Source organism: Nocardia sp. JMUB6875 (assembly GCF_041154655.1).
Classification (GTDB): domain Bacteria; phylum Actinomycetota; class Actinomycetes; order Mycobacteriales; family Mycobacteriaceae; genus Nocardia.
In genome coordinates this window covers 1-16814 of the sequence record NZ_BAAFGR010000067.1, presented here as the reverse complement: position 1 = coordinate 16814, position 16814 = coordinate 1, and the positions used below count along the sequence as shown (strand labels likewise).

General features: G+C 68.6%; 15 protein-coding genes. 11 read left to right on the top strand and 4 right to left on the bottom strand.

Going from position 1 to position 16814, the window contains the following annotated elements; genetic code table 11:
- Window positions 1-14 precede the first annotated feature (14 nt).
- Entirely contained in the window at window positions 15-1094 is a 1080-nt protein-coding gene (locus tag ACAM49_RS18850; RefSeq protein ID WP_369636840.1) for a TauD/TfdA family dioxygenase, read from the bottom strand.
- Window positions 1095-1283: 189 nt separating this feature from the next.
- Between ACAM49_RS18850 and ACAM49_RS18845 the strand changes: the two genes are divergently transcribed.
- From ACAM49_RS18845 to ACAM49_RS18810, 8 genes are all read left to right on the top strand, one after another.
- Window positions 1284-2015, top strand: coding sequence for a lytic transglycosylase domain-containing protein (locus ACAM49_RS18845; RefSeq protein ID WP_369636839.1), 732 nt, complete (start codon window positions 1284-1286; stop codon window positions 2013-2015).
- 166 nt (window positions 2016-2181) lie between these two features.
- Window positions 2182-3468: a phosphopyruvate hydratase gene (gene eno / locus ACAM49_RS18840; RefSeq protein WP_040812530.1), complete on the top strand. Its 1287-nt coding sequence runs from the start codon at window positions 2182-2184 to the stop codon at window positions 3466-3468.
- Between the two features lie 44 nt (window positions 3469-3512).
- Window positions 3513-4130, top strand: coding sequence for a septum formation initiator family protein (locus ACAM49_RS18835; RefSeq protein ID WP_369636838.1), 618 nt, complete (start codon window positions 3513-3515; stop codon window positions 4128-4130).
- A complete protein-coding gene (locus ACAM49_RS18830; RefSeq protein WP_369636837.1) occupies window positions 4127-4666 on the top strand; it encodes a DUF501 domain-containing protein in 540 nt (179 codons plus the stop codon). Before ACAM49_RS18835 ends, ACAM49_RS18830 begins: the two co-directional genes overlap by 4 nt.
- Before the next feature lie 52 nt (window positions 4667-4718).
- Window positions 4719-5735, top strand: coding sequence for an exopolyphosphatase (locus ACAM49_RS18825; protein ID WP_369636836.1), 1017 nt, complete (start codon window positions 4719-4721; stop codon window positions 5733-5735).
- A gap of 145 nt (window positions 5736-5880) precedes the next feature.
- Window positions 5881-7347, top strand: coding sequence for a peptide MFS transporter (locus tag ACAM49_RS18820; RefSeq protein WP_369636835.1), 1467 nt, complete (start codon window positions 5881-5883; stop codon window positions 7345-7347).
- A gap of 108 nt (window positions 7348-7455) precedes the next feature.
- The gene (locus ACAM49_RS18815; protein WP_369636834.1) at window positions 7456-7824 is read left to right on the top strand and encodes a nuclear transport factor 2 family protein; all 369 of its coding nucleotides are present in this window, start codon (window positions 7456-7458) and stop codon (window positions 7822-7824) included.
- 73 nt (window positions 7825-7897) lie between these two features.
- Window positions 7898-8716, top strand: coding sequence for an alpha/beta fold hydrolase (locus tag ACAM49_RS18810; protein ID WP_369636833.1), 819 nt, complete (start codon window positions 7898-7900; stop codon window positions 8714-8716).
- Window positions 8717-8732: 16 nt separating this feature from the next.
- Here the strand turns inward: ACAM49_RS18810 and ACAM49_RS18805 are convergent, their stop codons facing one another.
- On the bottom strand, window positions 8733-11567 hold the full coding sequence (locus tag ACAM49_RS18805) for an AAA family ATPase (protein WP_369636856.1): 2835 nt from the start codon (window positions 11565-11567) through the stop codon (window positions 8733-8735).
- Between the two features lie 312 nt (window positions 11568-11879).
- On the opposite strand from ACAM49_RS18805, the gene ACAM49_RS18800 reads away from it, so the two are divergent.
- Entirely contained in the window at window positions 11880-13409 is a 1530-nt protein-coding gene (locus ACAM49_RS18800) for an MDR family MFS transporter (RefSeq protein ID WP_369636832.1), read from the top strand.
- Window positions 13410-13464: 55 nt separating this feature from the next.
- Here the strand turns inward: ACAM49_RS18800 and ACAM49_RS18795 are convergent, their stop codons facing one another.
- Window positions 13465-14220 (bottom strand): sulfite exporter TauE/SafE family protein, encoded by a 756-nt coding sequence (locus ACAM49_RS18795; protein WP_369636831.1) that lies wholly within the window; start codon window positions 14218-14220, stop codon window positions 13465-13467.
- Between the two features lie 172 nt (window positions 14221-14392).
- On the opposite strand from ACAM49_RS18795, the gene ACAM49_RS18790 reads away from it, so the two are divergent.
- Together ACAM49_RS18790 and ACAM49_RS18785 are read left to right on the top strand one after the other, a co-directional pair.
- Window positions 14393-14809, top strand: coding sequence for a nuclear transport factor 2 family protein (locus ACAM49_RS18790; RefSeq protein ID WP_369636830.1), 417 nt, complete (start codon window positions 14393-14395; stop codon window positions 14807-14809).
- Window positions 14810-14847: 38 nt separating this feature from the next.
- The gene (locus tag ACAM49_RS18785) at window positions 14848-15711 is read left to right on the top strand and encodes an NAD-dependent epimerase/dehydratase family protein (RefSeq protein ID WP_369636829.1); all 864 of its coding nucleotides are present in this window, start codon (window positions 14848-14850) and stop codon (window positions 15709-15711) included.
- A gap of 63 nt (window positions 15712-15774) precedes the next feature.
- Here the strand turns inward: ACAM49_RS18785 and ACAM49_RS18780 are convergent, their stop codons facing one another.
- Entirely contained in the window at window positions 15775-16650 is an 876-nt protein-coding gene (locus ACAM49_RS18780; RefSeq protein ID WP_369636828.1) for an NAD-dependent epimerase/dehydratase family protein, read from the bottom strand.
- Between the last annotated feature and the right edge of the window lie 164 nt (window positions 16651-16814).

Below are 16814 nucleotides of genomic sequence, written 5' to 3'. Positions count from 1 at the left end.
GGTAGGTCGGGCATTCACGTGTTGTTCCCTCGGCTCGTGCGGAACGGTGCCACCACACGCTGGCCGTACCCGTCCTCGGTCGCCTCGGCCGCGTCGCGCCGACGGTCGGGCAGCCGGATGTTCACCCGCTTGAGCCAGCGGTCGGTGCCGTCGTAGCGGGGGGTGAACGGCACCCGCCCGTGCACCACAACGTCATTGTCCACCAGCAGGAGTTCTCCGGGGGCCAAAGCGGCGGTGATGCAGACCCTTTCGAGTTCGGCGGCCAAATGCCGGTAGGCGGACCGGAATTCGGGGTCGGCGGTGTCGAGTGGGGTGTACGCCGGGTCGAAGCGCAGCGTCAGCCGTCCCTCGTCGCTGCCGAGGGTGGCGACCGCCGGTGCCGGGGCGTCGCCGAATCCGCTGCCGTAGGAGACGTCGGGCAGGATCGGCAGCCGGGCTCTGCTCAGCGTTTCCCGTTGCGCCGCATCGAGTTCCGTGCACCGCACCGAGGACACCGTGGTCCCCACCCGCTCGGGATTGCGCAGGCAGCCGAGCATGAGCAGGTTGGCGCGGTGTGGGTGGAAGGCGTCCTCGGTGTGCGGGCTCAGCAGCGCGGTGCTGCTCGCCCCCGACTGCTCGTGTTCGTGCCCGGGCGTCGGGACGATGTTGTTGACCAGCCGCCCGCCCTGCTGCCCCTCCCAGCCGAAAGGCTCACCGGCACAGCGGGCCAGCAACAGCATGGCGATATCGAGCTCGAAGGATGCCGATCGATGCGTGCGGTCCCCGGCCCAGGCCGCGGCCTCGCGCCAATCGTGCGGGGTGAGGCCGAGTTCCTCGTCGCTGATTCGCATCGGGCGGATGACGGTCACGCCCGCGTCGGTGGCCGGCGGGCGCATGGCCTCGTGCACGGCGTCGGGCAGCCGTCCGTATTTGGCGTCGATGTGGCGCAGCAGGACCGGGTGCGCGAGCGTGGTGGCTATCTCCGGGCAGGCCCCGACTGTGACGGCGATCTCAGCGGCGAGGTGGCGCACCGCGCGGGTGGCGGGTTCGGGCAGGTCGCGAGTTTCGATCTCGGCGGGGTGAAGCGTCTGACGTTCGGAGAGAACGCTTTTCACCAAGAGATGGCCTTCCTGGGCTCGGTGGTGACATGGTGATCTTGCCTCGGCCTCAGACCGTATTCCGCCCCTGTAATTTTGGCAAGCCTTACCTAAGGGTGTGTTCAAGAAATAGCGTGTCGGTATCAGTCGCCAGCGGCGAGACTAGCCGACTCGAATTATCTGGAAGATGGAAGGGTGCGAATCCGAATGGCCGACTTCAGGGCCTTGCTGACCCGACTCGGCCTACTGGGCACGGCCGCCGCGCTGATGCTGTTGACGGCTTGCGGCACAGAACATCTCACGCCGGTGCCCGACGATATGCCGCCCCCGGCCGGTGCGCCGCTGCCGCCCATCGATCTGGACGCGCCCGGGCGCACCGCCGTTCAACTCGAGGCCTGGGCGCAGGAACAGCACGGCCCGACCGGGATTCCGGTGGTGGCGCTGGAGGCCTACGGGTACGCGGCCGCCGTCATGGCGCGCTCCAAGCCCGAATGCGGTATCGGCTGGACGACTCTCGCCGGGATCGCGAGCGTGGAGAGCCACCACGGTTCGCACGGCGGCTCGCGCCTGGCCGACGACGGCACCGTGTCGCCGCCGATTCGCGGTCTGGCGCTGGATGGTTCGCCCGGGCGGGCACGCATCCTGGATTCCGCTTCCACCGAAGCGAATCCGGTCTATGCGCGCGCGATGGGCCCCTTCCAGTTCATCCCGGAGACCTGGCAGCGCTGGGGCGTCGACGCCAACGGCGACGGCAAGATCGATCCGGACAATATCGACGACGCCTCACTGACCGCGGCCCGCTACCTCTGCGCCATGGGCGGCAACCTCACCACCGTCGACGGCTGGCAGAAGGCGCTGCTCACCTACAACCAATCCACCAGCTACATGAACACCGTCCGCTACCGCGCCGCCGCCTACAGCGTCGGCCGCCGCGCCTGATCCGGTCCCCGCGGGCGCTCGATCCGGTCCCTGCGCGGGGGCAGGTTTATATCTTGTGGCCACGCCGATGGGGGGATGTGGCGGCTCGATCGCGGCACAGTAGGCTCGTGACCGCACGGGTTCCCCGTGCGACCTGCCGAGTCAGCAGCCGAAGGAGTGTCGTTTCGTGGCCATCATCGAACAGGTCGGAGCTCGCGAGATCCTGGATTCGCGTGGCAACCCCACTGTCGAGGTCGAGATCGCTCTCGACGACGGCACCCTCACCCGTGCGGCGGTGCCCTCCGGCGCGTCCACCGGTGAGCACGAGGCCGTCGAGCTGCGTGACGGCGGCGATCGCTACCAGGGCAAGGGCGTGCAGAAGGCCGTCGAGGGCGTCCTCGACGAGATCGCCCCGGCCGTGATCGGTCTCGACGCCGTCGAGCAGCGCACCGTCGACCAGACCCTGCTGGATCTGGACGGCACCCCGGACAAGTCGCGTCTGGGCGCGAACGCCCTGCTGGGTGTCTCGCTCGCGGTGGCCCGCGCGGCCGCCGAGTCCTCGGGCCTGGAGCTCTTCCGCTACGTCGGCGGCCCGAACGCCCACGTCCTGCCGGTCCCGATGATGAACATCCTCAACGGTGGCGCGCACGCCGACACCGGTGTGGACGTGCAGGAATTCATGATCGCCCCGATCGGCGCGCCCACCTTCAAGGAGGCGCTGCGCTGGGGCGCCGAGGTCTACCACACCCTCAAGTCGGTGCTGAAGGCTCAGGGCCTGGCCACCGGCCTGGGTGACGAGGGCGGTTTCGCGCCCGACGTCGCGGGCACCAAGGCCGCGCTGGACCTGATCTCCTCGGCCATCGAGAAGGCCGGCTACAAGCTGGGCACCGATATCGCGCTCGCGCTCGACGTCGCGGCCACCGAGTTCTACAGCACCGCCGACGGTTACAAGTTCGAGGGCCAGAACCGCACCGCCGCGGAGATGACCGCCTTCTACACCGAGCTGCTCGGCCAGTACCCGCTGGTCTCCATCGAGGACCCGCTGTCGGAGGATGACTGGGACGGCTGGGTCTCGCTGACCGACGCCATCGGCGACAAGGTGCAGCTGGTCGGCGACGACCTGTTCGTCACCAACCCGGAGCGCCTGGAGGAGGGCATCGCCAAGGGCGCGGCCAACGCACTCCTGGTGAAGGTCAACCAGATCGGCACCCTGACCGAGACCCTGGACGCGGTCGACCTGGCCCACCGCAACGGCTACAAGACGATGATGTCGCACCGGTCCGGCGAGACCGAGGACACCACCATCGCCGACCTGGCCGTGGCCGTCGGCTCCGGTCAGATCAAGACCGGCGCCCCGGCCCGCTCGGAGCGCGTCGCCAAGTACAACCAGCTGCTGCGCATCGAGGACGCCCTGGGTGACTCGGCTCGCTACGCCGGTGACGTGGCGTTCCCGCGTTTCGCGTTCGAAGGCTGAATAATCGGTAGCTCGTATGGGCTAACGAAATTCGAGGTGCAGAAATGACGGAGCGACGGGCGCGCGGCAAGAGTCCTGCGGGACGAAATGACCGCCGCCCGTCGCGATCCGCTTCCACCAAGAAGAAGTCCACGACGAAGACGACGCGGGCCCAGTCCGGCTCCGGGCAGCGCACGGCCAAGCGCCGGACGGTCGCCAAGTCGAATGTCGAACGGCACGAACACAAGATCCTGGGCCTGTCGACGGGCCGGGCCGTCCTGCTGGCCGCCGTCCTGTGCGGCCTGGCGCTCACGCTGGCGGTGCCGCTGCGCACCTATTTCACCCAGCGCGCCGACGCCAAGGAGCTGGCCGCCCAGCACAGCGTGCTCGAACAAGAGGTCGCCAACCTGCGCGATCGCCGTGCGCAGCAACAGGATCCGAACTACATCAAGGCCGAGGCCCGGGACCGCCTGCGCCTGGTGATGCCGGGCGAGACGCCCTACATCGTGCAGCTCCCCGACATGGTGCAGCCGGCCATCCCCGCCCCCGCCACCAAACAGCGGGCGCCGGACCCCTGGTACACCCAGGTGTGGCACAGCATTTCGTCGCCGCAACCGGCCGCCACTCCCGCGGCGACCATCCCGCCCCCGCCCGCACCCGTCCAGGAAGGCCAACCCAGGTGACCACAGCCGAGAACGAACCCACCGAGCGCGATCTCGCCATCGTCGCCGAACAGCTGGGCCGGACTCCGCGCGGCGTGCTGGCCATCGCCTACCACACCCCGGACGGCCTGCCCGCGGTCGTGAAGACCGCGCCCAAGCTGCCCGACGGCACCCCCTTCCCGACCCTGTACTACCTGACGGACCCGCGCCTGACCGCCGAGGCCAGCCGCCTCGAGACCACCGGCCTGATGCGCGAGATGTCCGAACGCCTCACCCGCGACCCGGAATTGGCGGCCTCCTACCGCAAGGCGTACGAGAGCTACCTGTCCGAGCGCAATGCCATCGAGGACCTCGGCACCGATTTCGCCGGCGGCGGCATGCCCGACCGCGTGAAGTGCCTGCACGTCCTCATCGCGCACTCGCTGGCCAAGGGCCCGGGCCTCAATCTCCTCGGCGACGAGGCCGTCGCCCTGGCCGCCGATCACGGCTTGCGCGGCACCGCGATTCCGGCAGACTGGCCCAAGTCCGAGGAATACCGCGCCGATTCGGCCTCGTAGTCCCGGTCCGTCGGCCGATACGTTCAGCACCAGAGGAATTCAGGGGTCAGCGATGAGTAAGGCAGAGTTCGCCAGCACCTCGGCGGCCGGTGAGAGCGGCCCGGCGGCAGGGCACGAGCGGATCGCGGCGGTCGACTGCGGGACGAATTCCATCCGGTTGCTGATCGCCGATGTCACGCGGGACGCGGACGGCAAGCCGCATCTGATCGATGTGCATCGGGAGATGCGGATCGTGCGGCTCGGGCAGGGCGTGGACGCGACGGGGGCGCTGAATCCCGAAGCGATCGAACGGACTCGGGTGGCGCTGCACGACTACGTGGAGCTGATGCTGAAGCACGGGGTGGAGCGGGTGCGGATGACCGCGACCTCCGCCACGCGCGACGCCTCCAATCGCGAGGACTTCTTCACCATGACCGGCGTCGAGCTGGGCCGGGTGGTGCCCGGGTCGCAGGCCGAGGTGATCACCGGTGACGAGGAGGCGCGGCTGTCCTTCGCCGGGGCCGTCGGCGAACTCTCCAGTGCCGCAGGGCCTTTCGTCGTGGTCGACCTGGGTGGCGGATCCACCGAGGTGGTGCTGGGCGACGCCGACGGTGTGCAGTCGGCGTACTCGGCCGATATCGGCTGCGTGCGGATCACCGAGCGCTGCCTGCACGGCAATCCGCCCACCCCCGAGGAGGTCGCCTCGGCGCGGTTCTTCGCCTCGGAACGGCTGGCGCAGGCCTTCGGCGTGGTGCCGGTGGAGCGCGCGCACACCTGGGTCGGCGTCGCCGGAACCATGACCACCATCGCCGCGGTGGCGCTGGATCTGCCCGAATACGATTCGGAGCGGGTGCATCTCACCCGCCTGCCGCTGGCCGAGCTGCGCGGCGTGTGCGATCGGCTGATCGGGATGAACCATGACGAGCGGGCCGCGCTCGGGCCCATGCATCCGGGCCGGGTTGATGTGATCGGCGGTGGCGCGGTGATTGCCGAGGTGCTGGCCGATGAATTGGCGCGGCGTGCCGGGATCACCGAGCTGATCGTCAGCGAACACGACATCCTGGATGGCATCGCCCTGTCCATCGCCTGATCGCGGACCTGATCAGGGCGCTTTGCAAGGTAATTGAGGACTTTTGTCCATAACCCCGGTCGTCCCGGGTATTGCCCGGACGAATGTGACGTAGGTTAATACCTGAGGTTGCTGTCAGATTGCCCAATATGGGAGGGTCTGGGGTATGTCAGAAGTAGTCCACGAGGCGACACCGGCCACTGAACGCACCCTGTTCGGCCACCCCATCGGTATCGCGAATCTGTTCGGCGTCGAGCTCTGGGAACGATTCTCGTTCTACGGCATGCTCACGATCCTCGGGTACTACCTGTACTACTCGCTCGCCGACGGCGGCCTGGCCATGGAGAAGTCCACCGCCACCGGCATTGTCGGTGCATACGGCGGTTTGGTCTACCTGTCGACCATCCTCGGCGCCTGGGTGGCGGACCGGTTGATCGGTCCCGAGCGCACCGTCTTCTACGGCGGCGTGGTCGTCATGGCGGGCCATATCGCGCTGGCGATCCTGCCGGGTTTGACCGGCGTCGGCGTCGGTCTGGTGCTCGTCGCGCTCGGCTCGGGCGGCCTCAAGGCGAATGCCTCGTCGTTGCTGGGCACCCTCTACGACAAGGACGACCCGCGCGCGGACGGCGGCTTCACGCTGTTCTATCTGGGCATCAACCTGGGCGCGTTCGCCGGTCCGATCATCACCGGCCTGCTGCAGTCGCATGTGGGCTTCCACTGGGGCTTCGGCGCGGCGGCCGTGGGTATGGCCATCGGCCTGACCCAGTACGTGGTGTTCCGCCGCAACCTCGGCTCGCACGGCCGTGACGTGCCGAACCCGTTGCCGCGCACCGCGGTTCCGAAGGCCGTGGCGGCCGTGGCGGCGCTGCTCGTGGTCGTCGCGCTGGCGTGGGCGGTCAAGCTGGTCACCCTGTCGAACCTGCCCGACGCGGTCACCTACGTGGTGGCGGCGGCCTCGGTCGCCTACTTCGCGCTCATGCTCACCAGCCCGAAGGTCGATGCCTCCGAACGCACCAAGGTGCGCGCCTACATTCCGCTGTTCATCGCGAACGCGGTGTTCTGGTCGCTGTTCCAGCAGATCTTCACGGTGCTGGCGGTGTACTCCGACGAGCGCATGAACTGGTCGGTCTTCGGCTGGGAGGCGCCGAAGAACTGGATCGGTTCCATGGAGCCGGTGTGGATCATCGCGCTGTCACCGCTGTTCGCCATCATGTGGACCCGCCTGGGCCGCCGGGCCCCGAGCACCCCGCGCAAGTTCGCGCTCGGCGTGACCGGCATGGGCGCGGCGTTCCTGCTGTTCACCCTGTTCTCGGGTTCGCACGGCGCCTCGGTGCCGGCGCTGCTGGTGTTCTTCATCCTGGGCGCGTTCGCGGTGTCGGAGCTGATGCTCTCGCCGATCGGCCTGTCGGTCACCACCAAGCTGGCGCCCAGGGTCTTCCGGTCGCAGATGATGGCGCTGTACTTCTTCTCGGTCGCCATCGGCACCTCGATGTCGGGTGTGCTCTCGAAGTACTACGACCCCTCGCACGAGCTCGCCTACTTCGGCATCACCGGTCTGGTGGCCATCGTGGTCGGCGTGATCGTCTGGGGCATCTCGCCGTGGATCACCCGCCACATGGAGGGCGTGCACTAGTCGCGTCTGCGTGGACTAGTCATCAGTACTTAAGCACGACAGATTCCGTGGCCGTCCGATCTCAATAACGTTCTTCTCATCAAGTTCGGCACAACGAGGAGAACGACAATGAGAGACATGAACGAGCTGGTCGAGCGCTACCTGACCGCGTGGAACACCACCGATGCGAGCGCCCGGGCGGCCCTGGTGGCCGAGATCTTCACCGAGGACGCGGAATACACCGATCCGCTGGTGTCGGTGCGCGGCCACGCGGGTCTCGACGCCACCCTCGCGGCGGTGCAGGGCCAGTTCGCCGGGCTGGAATTCAGCCTCGGCGCACCGGTCGACACCAACCACCACATCGTCCGATTCACCTGGCACCTCGGCGCTCCCGGCGCCGAGCCGCTGGTCATCGGCTTCGATGTGGCGGCCATCGCCGAGGACGGGCGCATCGAGCGCGTGTACGGATTCCTCGACCAGGTGCCCGCCGGCCTCTGAGCCGATCGACGGCCGCCGAGTTCATCGGCGGCCGCCGGGCCCACCGAAAATCTCTGTCATACAAGGACTTCCCATGTTCTTCACCACCCCCACCGACGGCACCACACTCGCCTACGAGGATTACGGCACCGGCACTCCGATCGTGTTCATTGCCGGTTGGTCGCTGCCCACCGATATGTGGGAACGCCAGGTCCCCTTCTTCCTGGCGCACGGCTACCGCTGTGTCCTGCTGGACCGCCGCGGGCACGGTCGTTCCGATCGCCCGTCCTCCGGCTACGACGTCGACACGCGCGCAGACGATCTCGCGGCTCTCCTGGAATTGCTGGATCTGCGGGACGCGATCCTGGTCGCGCACTCCGGTGGCGGTGGTGAGGTGGTCCGCTATCTGGCCCGGCACGGCGCGGACCGGGTCTCGCGAATCGCCTTGCTGGGCGCCGCGATTCCGTTCATGCTCCAGACCGAGGACAACCCGATCGGGGTGCCGATCGAACTCGTGGAAGCCACCCTGGAGGAGTTGCGCGACAACCGCGCCCAGTGGCTGGCGGACCGGGCGCAGGGCTACTACGCCACCCACATGGGCACCAAGGTCGCTCCGGCCCTGATCGAGAACGAGGTGCGGCGCAGCCTGAGCTGTTCCCCGTACGCCGCGGTCGAGACCCAGCGGGCGATGGCCACCACCGACCACCGGGCCGACGTCGCCGCCCTGCCGGTGCCGTTGCTGCTGCTGCACGGTGTCCCGGATCAGTCGATCCCGATCGAGCTGAGCAGCCGGCGCACCGTCGAGCTCGCACCCGACGCCGTGCTCAAGGAGTACCCGGACGCCGGACATGGGCTCTACCAGAGTCATTCGGTCCAGGTGAATGCCGACATCCTCGAATTCATCAAGGCGTGACGGCACGCCCGGCGGGCTACTGGAGTTGCGCGGCAATCTCTTTCAGCTCGCCACGCGAGGTGACGCCGAGCTTCGGGTACGCCTTGTAGAGGTGATAGCCCACGGTGCGGTGGCTCAGGAACAGCTGGGCGGCGATATCCCGGTTCGACAATCCCTGCGCGGCCAGCCGGACGATCTGCAATTCCTGCGGAGTGAGTCCGGTGGCCGCGGTCCGGGTGGGGGCCGGATCGGCATCGGGCGCACCGGACGCGGTGAGTTCGTTGCGGGCGCGCCGGGCCCACGGGGTCAGCTCGAGGCGGTCGAAGACCTCGAGGGCGTCGTGTAGGTGGGTGCGGGCCTCGGACTTGCGGCGGGCGCGGCGCAGCCATTCGCCGTAAAGCAGTGCGGTCCGGGCGAATTCGATGGGGCGGGTCTCGCGGTCGTGCGTCTCCAGTGCTCGGGTGTAGAGGGCCTCGGCGTTCGCGTCGTCCAGCAAGGCGCGGCAGCGCAGCGTGAGCGCCTCGGCCCATGGCTCGCCCACCGACTCCGCCCAGCCTTCGAAGTTCGTGAAAGGTGCTGTGGCGCGGTCCGTCGCGCCGAGGCGGACGGCTGCCTCTACCAGGTCGGGGACCGAGCGGGTAGCGCAAATATGGTGATTGAACGGCGATTTCGTCAACCGCTCGAAGCGCGACAGCGCCGCCTCGGCTCGACCCGCGCCCAGTTCGAGCAATCCGAGAGACCAATGCGCCCACGGTGCGCCGGGCGCGACCGCTCCGGGGGTGTCGCCGGTGAGTCCGAGTTCGGCGTGCGCGCGGCACTCCTCCTCGTTCCCCTGCAAAGCATCCAAATGCGCCAGGACACTACTGAGTTGGCGTACCCACTGCTGCTGGCCGGTATCGCGAGCCAGATCGCGGGCTTCCAGGGTGGCGGTGCGCGCATCTCGCAGGCGGCCGGTGAAAATGTCCGCTTCGGCGGCGAAGAACAGCACGGTCGGCAGTCGCCCGGCCGCACCGGCGGAGCGATACCGGGCCTCCAGCGATTTGGCCAGATCGAACGCGGGACCGTCCTGTCCGCGCGCGAGGGCGACACCGCACACGATCGACAGGACCTGCTCGGAAACCTCGCCCCGAGAGCGGATTTCACCGAGTGTCTCGGTCAGACCCAGGGGTGTTCCAGGACCGCGATCGAACAGTGTGCCGATGAACCGCACCACCGGGGCCACCGGCGATCGCTCCGGCAATCGCAGGCCCGCAAGGTGTTTCAAGACCTCGCTCAGATCCGTTTCGCCGAGGTACCAGCCGGTGTGCATGGCCTGCACCAGCATGCCCGCCGCCTGCTCCGGTTCGGTGTTCGCGATGCTCGTCGCCGCGTCGATGAGCAGCCGGTGCGCTTCGGGAAACTCGCCCTGCCAGAAGCGTGCCAGCGCCTGCACCTGAGAAAGCCCGGCGCGCAGCACTTTCGAATCGACACCGCCCGAGGCATTGTCCGCATCGGCCAAGGTGTGGTCGGTACCGGAAAGGGTGTGGTCGAGGTCGCGAGTGGTGCGGCGGGCCAGGTCTCCGGCCTTGACCACGTCGCCGGATTCCAGTGCGGCCTGGGCGGCCAGGGACTGGCGGCGGATGCGGTCTCGCGGCTTGTCGGTGAGTCGGGCCGCGCGGTCGTAGGCCGCGGCGGCGGCCCGGTAGCCGCCGCGCTCGCGGGCGCGGATCGCGCTGCGCTCCAGGGCATCCGCGATCTCGGGGTCCGGTCCGAGTGTGGCCGCCGCCCGATGCCAGGCCCGGCGATCCGCCTGATCCGGCGCGTCCAGGGCGTCGGCCAAGGCGCGATGTACCGCTATGCGCTGTCCTATCGGGGTGCGCTGGTATACCGCAGCGCGAATCAGGGGGTGCCGGAAAGCAATCGAGGCGTCGGAGCCCGCCGAGCTGTCGGGGCGCGCCGCCCGCGAGAGCAGGCCCGCGGCCTCGGCGGGCGCGAGGTCGTCGATGCCCGCCCCGAGTGTGGCCGCAGCGCTCAAAATCACGGCGGCGTCGCCGGTTTCGTCGGTGGCGAGCACGGTCAGCAAGGTCCGGGTCGCCTCGGGCAGACGGCTGATGCGGCCGTGGAAGGCCAGGCGTAGGCGATCGGTGAGCGGCAGTGCGCCCGCGGCGAGATCGGCGGTGGGTTCGGCCGCCATGGCGAGCGGCAGTTCACGCAGGGCGAGGGGGTTGCCGCGTGCCTCGGCCAGCAGCCGGTAGCGCACGGCGGGGGAGAGGGCGTGCGCGCCGAGGTGCGCCACCGCATCCTGCAGCAGCGCCGCCGACGCCTCCGGCGACAATCCGGTCAGGCGCTGTTCGGGCAGACCGGTCGCCTCGAAGGAGCCCTCGCCCTCGCGGACGCCGAACAGCACGGCGATGCCCTCGGAGTACAGGCGGCGGGCCGCGAACAACAGCGCGTCCTGTGAGGCGCGGTCGAGCCATTGCGCGTCGTCCACGATGACCAGCAGTCCGGATCCGTCGGCGTGGTCGGTGAGCAGCGAGAGCACCGCCAACCCGGTCAGCATGGGTTCGCCGCCGCCGGAGCCCAGCCCGAGCGCGCCGGTCAGGGCCGTGCGCTGGGGTTCGGGCAGGTTTGGCAGGCCGCTCAGCGCGGGCCGCAACAGCAATTGCAGTCCGGCGAACGGCAATTCGGCCTCGACCTCGAGGCCGGTGCCGCGCAGCAGCCGGAGGCCGTCCGCCCGGGCGGCGGCATGGTCCAGCAGCGCCGTCTTACCGATGCCGGGTTCGCCGCGCAGCACCAGCGCTGCACTGCGGCCCTCGCGCGCCCCCTCGATCACTGTGCTGAGCACTGCCTGCTCCCGCTCCCGTCCTCGGAGCGGCGGAACCTGTTCGGCCATCGTCGTTCTCACGCCTTCCCTCGGCGTCCATCATGACCGGTTCCGGATATCTATCGAGTGACCCAACTCACCAAGCGATCTTGACGATTGTGATAACCGCTGGTGGATTCCCATTTTCTCGGCATTGCCGAGCGGTCGCTCACCGCTTAATGGGATGAAATCTGTCGGACCCCGCCGGAATACTGATACGCGACCGATGAGTTGAGCGATCTGTCCCCGTCTGCACCTGTGTAGGTCCGGTGCAGTGCAGTCGCCGACTCGGTATCGGGCCACGCTCAACCCCTCGTTCTCGAATACACCGGAGGTTTTCCGATGCCCGACATATCCGCTAGCTCGACCAAGCAGCGGACGCCAACCGTCATCCGGTTGCTGGTGCTCGCGACCTTCACGGTGATCCTCAACGAGACCATCATGATCAACGCGATTCCGCGGCTCATGACGGATCTGCACGTGAGCGAGCGTTCCGCGCAATGGGTTTCCACCGCGTTCATGCTCACCATGGCGGCGGTCATCCCGGTGACCGGCTGGTTCCTGCAGCGCGTCAGCACCCGTCGCGCCTACACCCTCGCCATGGGCACCTTCCTGGTCGGCACCGCCGTCGCCGCCATCGCGCCGACGTTCGCGGTGCTGCTGATCGGCCGCGTGGTCCAGGCCGGCGGCACCGCGGTCATGATGCCGCTGCTGATGACCACGCTGATGACGGTCGTCGACGAGAAGGACCGCGGCCGGGTCATGGGCAATGTCACCCTGGCCATCTCGGTGGCCCCCGCCATGGGCCCGGTGATTTCCGGCCTGGTGCTCCAGATCGCCTCGTGGCGCTGGCTGTTCGTGCTGGTGCTGCCGATCGCCGGTGTGGTGACCGTGTTCGGTCTGCGCAACCTGGAGAACGTCGGTGAGCCGCAGGCGGGTTCGATCGACTGGTTCAGCGTGGTGTTCGCGGGCTTCGGTTTCGGCAGCCTGGTGTACGGCCTGAGCAAGTTCGGCGAGGGCAGCGCGCTCACCCCGGCGCTGATCGTGGCCGCGGGCGTGGTGCTGGTCGCCATCTTCGCGTTCCGTCAGCTCTCGCTGCAGCGCAACGGCACTCCGCTGCTGGACCTGCGGGTGCTGCTGGCCCCGACCTACGCCAAGTCGCTGCTGCTGATGGCGGTCGCGTTCCTGGCCATGATGGGCTCGATGATCCTGCTGCCGCTGTACCTGCAGAACCTGCGCGGCCTGTCCCCGCTGCAGACCGGTCTGCTGGTCATGCCGGGTGGTCTGGCCATGGGTCTGCTCGGCCCCACGGTCGGCAAGATCTTCGACCGCTTCGGCGGCCGGGTGCTGGTGATCCCGGGCGCGATCGGCATCACCGCCGCGCTGGCCGGTTTCACCCAGCTGTCGCTGACCACGCCGTACGCGGTGCTGGTGGCGCTGCACGTGCTGCTCATGATCTCGCTGGCCGGTGCGTTCACGCCGGTGTTCACCCTGGGTCTGGGCGCGCTGCCGATGCACCTGTACTCGCACGGCAGCTCCATGCTGGCGACCCTGCAGCAGGTGGCGGCCGCGTTCGGTACCGCGCTGGTGGTGACGGTCATGACCTCGCGCGCCGACCATATGAAGGGCGCCTCGTCGAATCCGCTGGATGCTCCGCTGTCCGGCATGCAGCTGGCGTTCCTGGTCTCGGCGGCCCTGTCGGTCGTGGTGATCGTGATGGCGGTGCTGCTGCCCAACCGTTCGGCGGCCGGGCATCACGGCGCCGAGATCCCGGATCCGGTGGACGAGGTCGCGGCGGATGCCGTGGCTACCGAGATCCCGGACACGGTGGACGAGGCCGACTTCCCGGATGTGCAGTTGGTCAAGGACTGACCTGACAGATTGAAGGCGCCCACGGCTTTTCGAAGCCGCGGGCGCTTTCGCGTTCCTACACCGCGAATTTCACCGCGAGCGCGATACCGCATCCGGCCGCGATGACCCGCAGGCTGTTGCTCGGCAGCCGCCGCGCCACCACCGGCCCGACTCGTCCACCGAGCAGGAAGCCCAGGGCGAGCGGTGCCACGAAGGCCCAGTGCACGGGACCGTAGAACGCGAATCCGATTGCGGCCGCGCCGTTCGCGCACATGGAGGTGACGCTCTTGACCGCATTGGCGCGCTGCGGCGACCACTCCGGGTACCTGGCCGAGATGATGGCCAGGATCAGAATCCCGCCCGCCGCACCGAAATACCCGGCGTAGACGGCGGCGGCGAACAGCAGCACACCGAGTAGGGCGTTGCGCCGGGCCTTTCCGGCGTCGCCGGTGTGCTGCCAGCGTTTGGTCAGCGACGGTTGCGCCAGCAGGAATATCGAGGCCCCGCCGATCAGGAACGGCACCACGAATTGGAAGGTCGAGGCGGGCGCGATCAGCAGCAGCACCGCGCCGACCGCACCGCCGATCGCCGCGACCACGCCGAGGCGCAGCACGATCCGCCGCGTTCCGGCCAGCTCCTGCCGCGATCCGGCCGCCGCCCCGACTCCGGTGAAGATCAGGGCCACGGTATTGGTGACATTGGCCGCGACCGGCATCAAACCCATGCCGAGCAGGGCGGGATAGGACACCAGGGAGGCCAGGCTGACCAGCACGCTGACCAATCCGGCCGCGAATCCGATGGCGATCAGCTCGGCCGCCTCGAGCACGGTCACCGCCGCTCACCGGGCCGGACACACAAACACCCAGCGCTCACCGGGACATCCTACGAATCGGGTCGCAGCGGCTGCCCGCGGCCTGCCCGAACCCGAGCGATAACCGATCCTTATCGCTGAATGCCTGAGCTGCTCATTGGTCCGGCCCCCGATCTCCGGTGAACTGAATGCCATGAGCACCACGGCAGAAACCCGCACCGTCATCGAGAACTACATCCGCGCACTGCAGAACGGCGAGGCCGTCGAGCGGCGCTACGAATTCTTCACCCCCGACGCCACCTGGACGCTGGCCGGGGACCTGCCGACCTCGGGCACCTGGGTCGGCCCCGATCAGATCTTCCACGGCTTCCTGCCCGCCATGCTGGAGCGCTTCGACATCACCGCGCCCATGAGCCAGGAGGTGCGCGGCGTGCTGGCGGACGGCGAGCGGGCCGTCGCCGAGTGGACCACCCGCGCGACGACCGCGGCCGGAGAACCATACGTCAACGACGTGGTGATCGCCTTCCGGGTCGTGGATGGGCGCATCGCGGAGGCGCGTGAGTACTTCGACACCGGCTACGCGCATCGACTGCTCTTCGCCGCCAAGTAGATTCGATGGTCGGTAGTAGGGAAGAGAAGGAGTTCTTCATGCGAGTACTGGTCATCGGCGCCGGTGGGTACCTGGGTTCCGCTGTCACCGAGCGGCTTTCGAGCCTGGGCCACGACATTGTCGTGCTGACCCGGTCCGGCAAGGCGGCGGGTGACTACGAGACCCGCACCGGCGATCTGACCGACCCGGCTTCCCTCACCGCCGCGGTCACCCCCGATATCGACGCCGTCGTCAATCTCGCCACCCCCAGTGGCGATCAGGCCGTCGACACCGCCGCCATCACCGCCCTGACCGATCCGCTGCGCGGCACCGGCAAGTCGTTCGTCTACACCAGCGGCGTGTGGGTGCTGGGCGCCACCGCGGCCGCGGACGAAACCAGCCCTGCCAACCCGATTCCGATCGTCGGCTACCGCCCGACCATCGAACAGCAGGTGCTCGAGCTCGCCGACGAGGGTGTGCGCTCCGCCGTCATCCGCCCGGGCATCGTCTACGGCCGCGGCGGCGGAATCCCGGCCCTGCTGGTCGATCTCGCGCGCAAGCACGAGTCCCCGGTCGTCATCGCCGACCCGTCGGTGGTCTGGCCGATGGTCCACGTCGACGACCTGGCCGACCTGTTCGCCAAGGTCATCGACGCCTCGCCCGCGGGTTCCGTCTGGCACGCGATCACCCAGCCCGCCGTCCCGGTCTCCGACCTGGCCGCCGCCGCATCCCACGCCGCCGGCGTCTCGGGCCCGACCACCATCATCCCCTTGGACCAGGCTCGGGTAGACCTCGGCGAGTTGTTCGCCGACGCCCTCGCGCTGAGCCAGTCGGTCACCGGCCGTGCCGCCAATGAACACCTGAACTGGGAGCCCAAGGCCCCCACCGCGATCGCCGATCTCAGCACCGGCTCCTACCGCTGACCATCGCGTCCCCGCCCCGCTGAACGTGAAGTACCACGTCAGCGCACGGCGGGGACGCTCTTCCTAGTTGATACCGAATCCTGTTCTCCAGGTGGGGTATTGCGGGTTCCAGCCCAGCGAGCGTGCCAGGGTGTTGGTGGCTCCGCGCTCCCAGGGGGCGCGGCCGGTGGTTGCTTCTGGCGTAGGTGCGCCGAGTGATGTCGCTAGGACGGGGACCCATTCTCGGGCGAGGGCGGGGTCGTCGTCGACGATATTCACTGTGCCGCTGGGCCATTCGAGGGCGTTGATGGCGGCGCGGGCCGCGTCGGTGACGTGGATGAACGAGGACACCGCGTCATTGGGAGGTAGGCCGCCGAGGAACTTGGCCGCGGGATCGGTCGAGTCGCCGTGCAGTACGGCGTCGGCCACCCCGCCGCGCTCGTACCAGGTGCCCGGTCCGTAGAGCTGGCCGTAGCGCAGCACTACGTGGTGATCGATCTCGCGCACCGCCTCTTCCAGGGCGACGATCCCGTTCACCGTGGTGATCCGCGGCTCGCCCGCGCCGATGTCCAGCGGGACATTCTCGTCGGCGGGTGTGTCGCCGGGTTCGTAGGCCCAGGCGATCGATTGCGCCACAATTCGTTTCACGCCCGCTTGTGCGGCGGCGTCGACCAGGTTCCTGGTCCCTGCCCGCCGAATCCGCCCGTTGTCGGCGGAAGTGCCTCCGCTCAATGAGGTCAACTGATGGATCACCGCATCCGGTGCGGCCGCGGCGACGGCCCTGGCGACGGCTTCCGCGTCGAAGGCATCGACCACCACCCCCTCGGCCCCGGCCGCCTTCAATCCCGCGACCCCCTCCTCTCGCCGCGATGTCCCGACCACCTGATGGCCTTCGGCGACCAACTGCCCGACCAGAACCCGCCCGATGGCGCCGGTGGCACCAGCAACGAACACTCGCATGATTCCTCCTTCGCTCGGGATCCAGTCAATTCAAGGACGGTGCCGCGAGCAATGCGCTATTCCACCGCACACCGATAACCACGCCTTATCGCCCGATGTGGACGACGCGGGCCCAGCTGGGCGGGCGGTCCGGCGTGTAGTCCGGGTTGTGCTCGCTCCAGGAG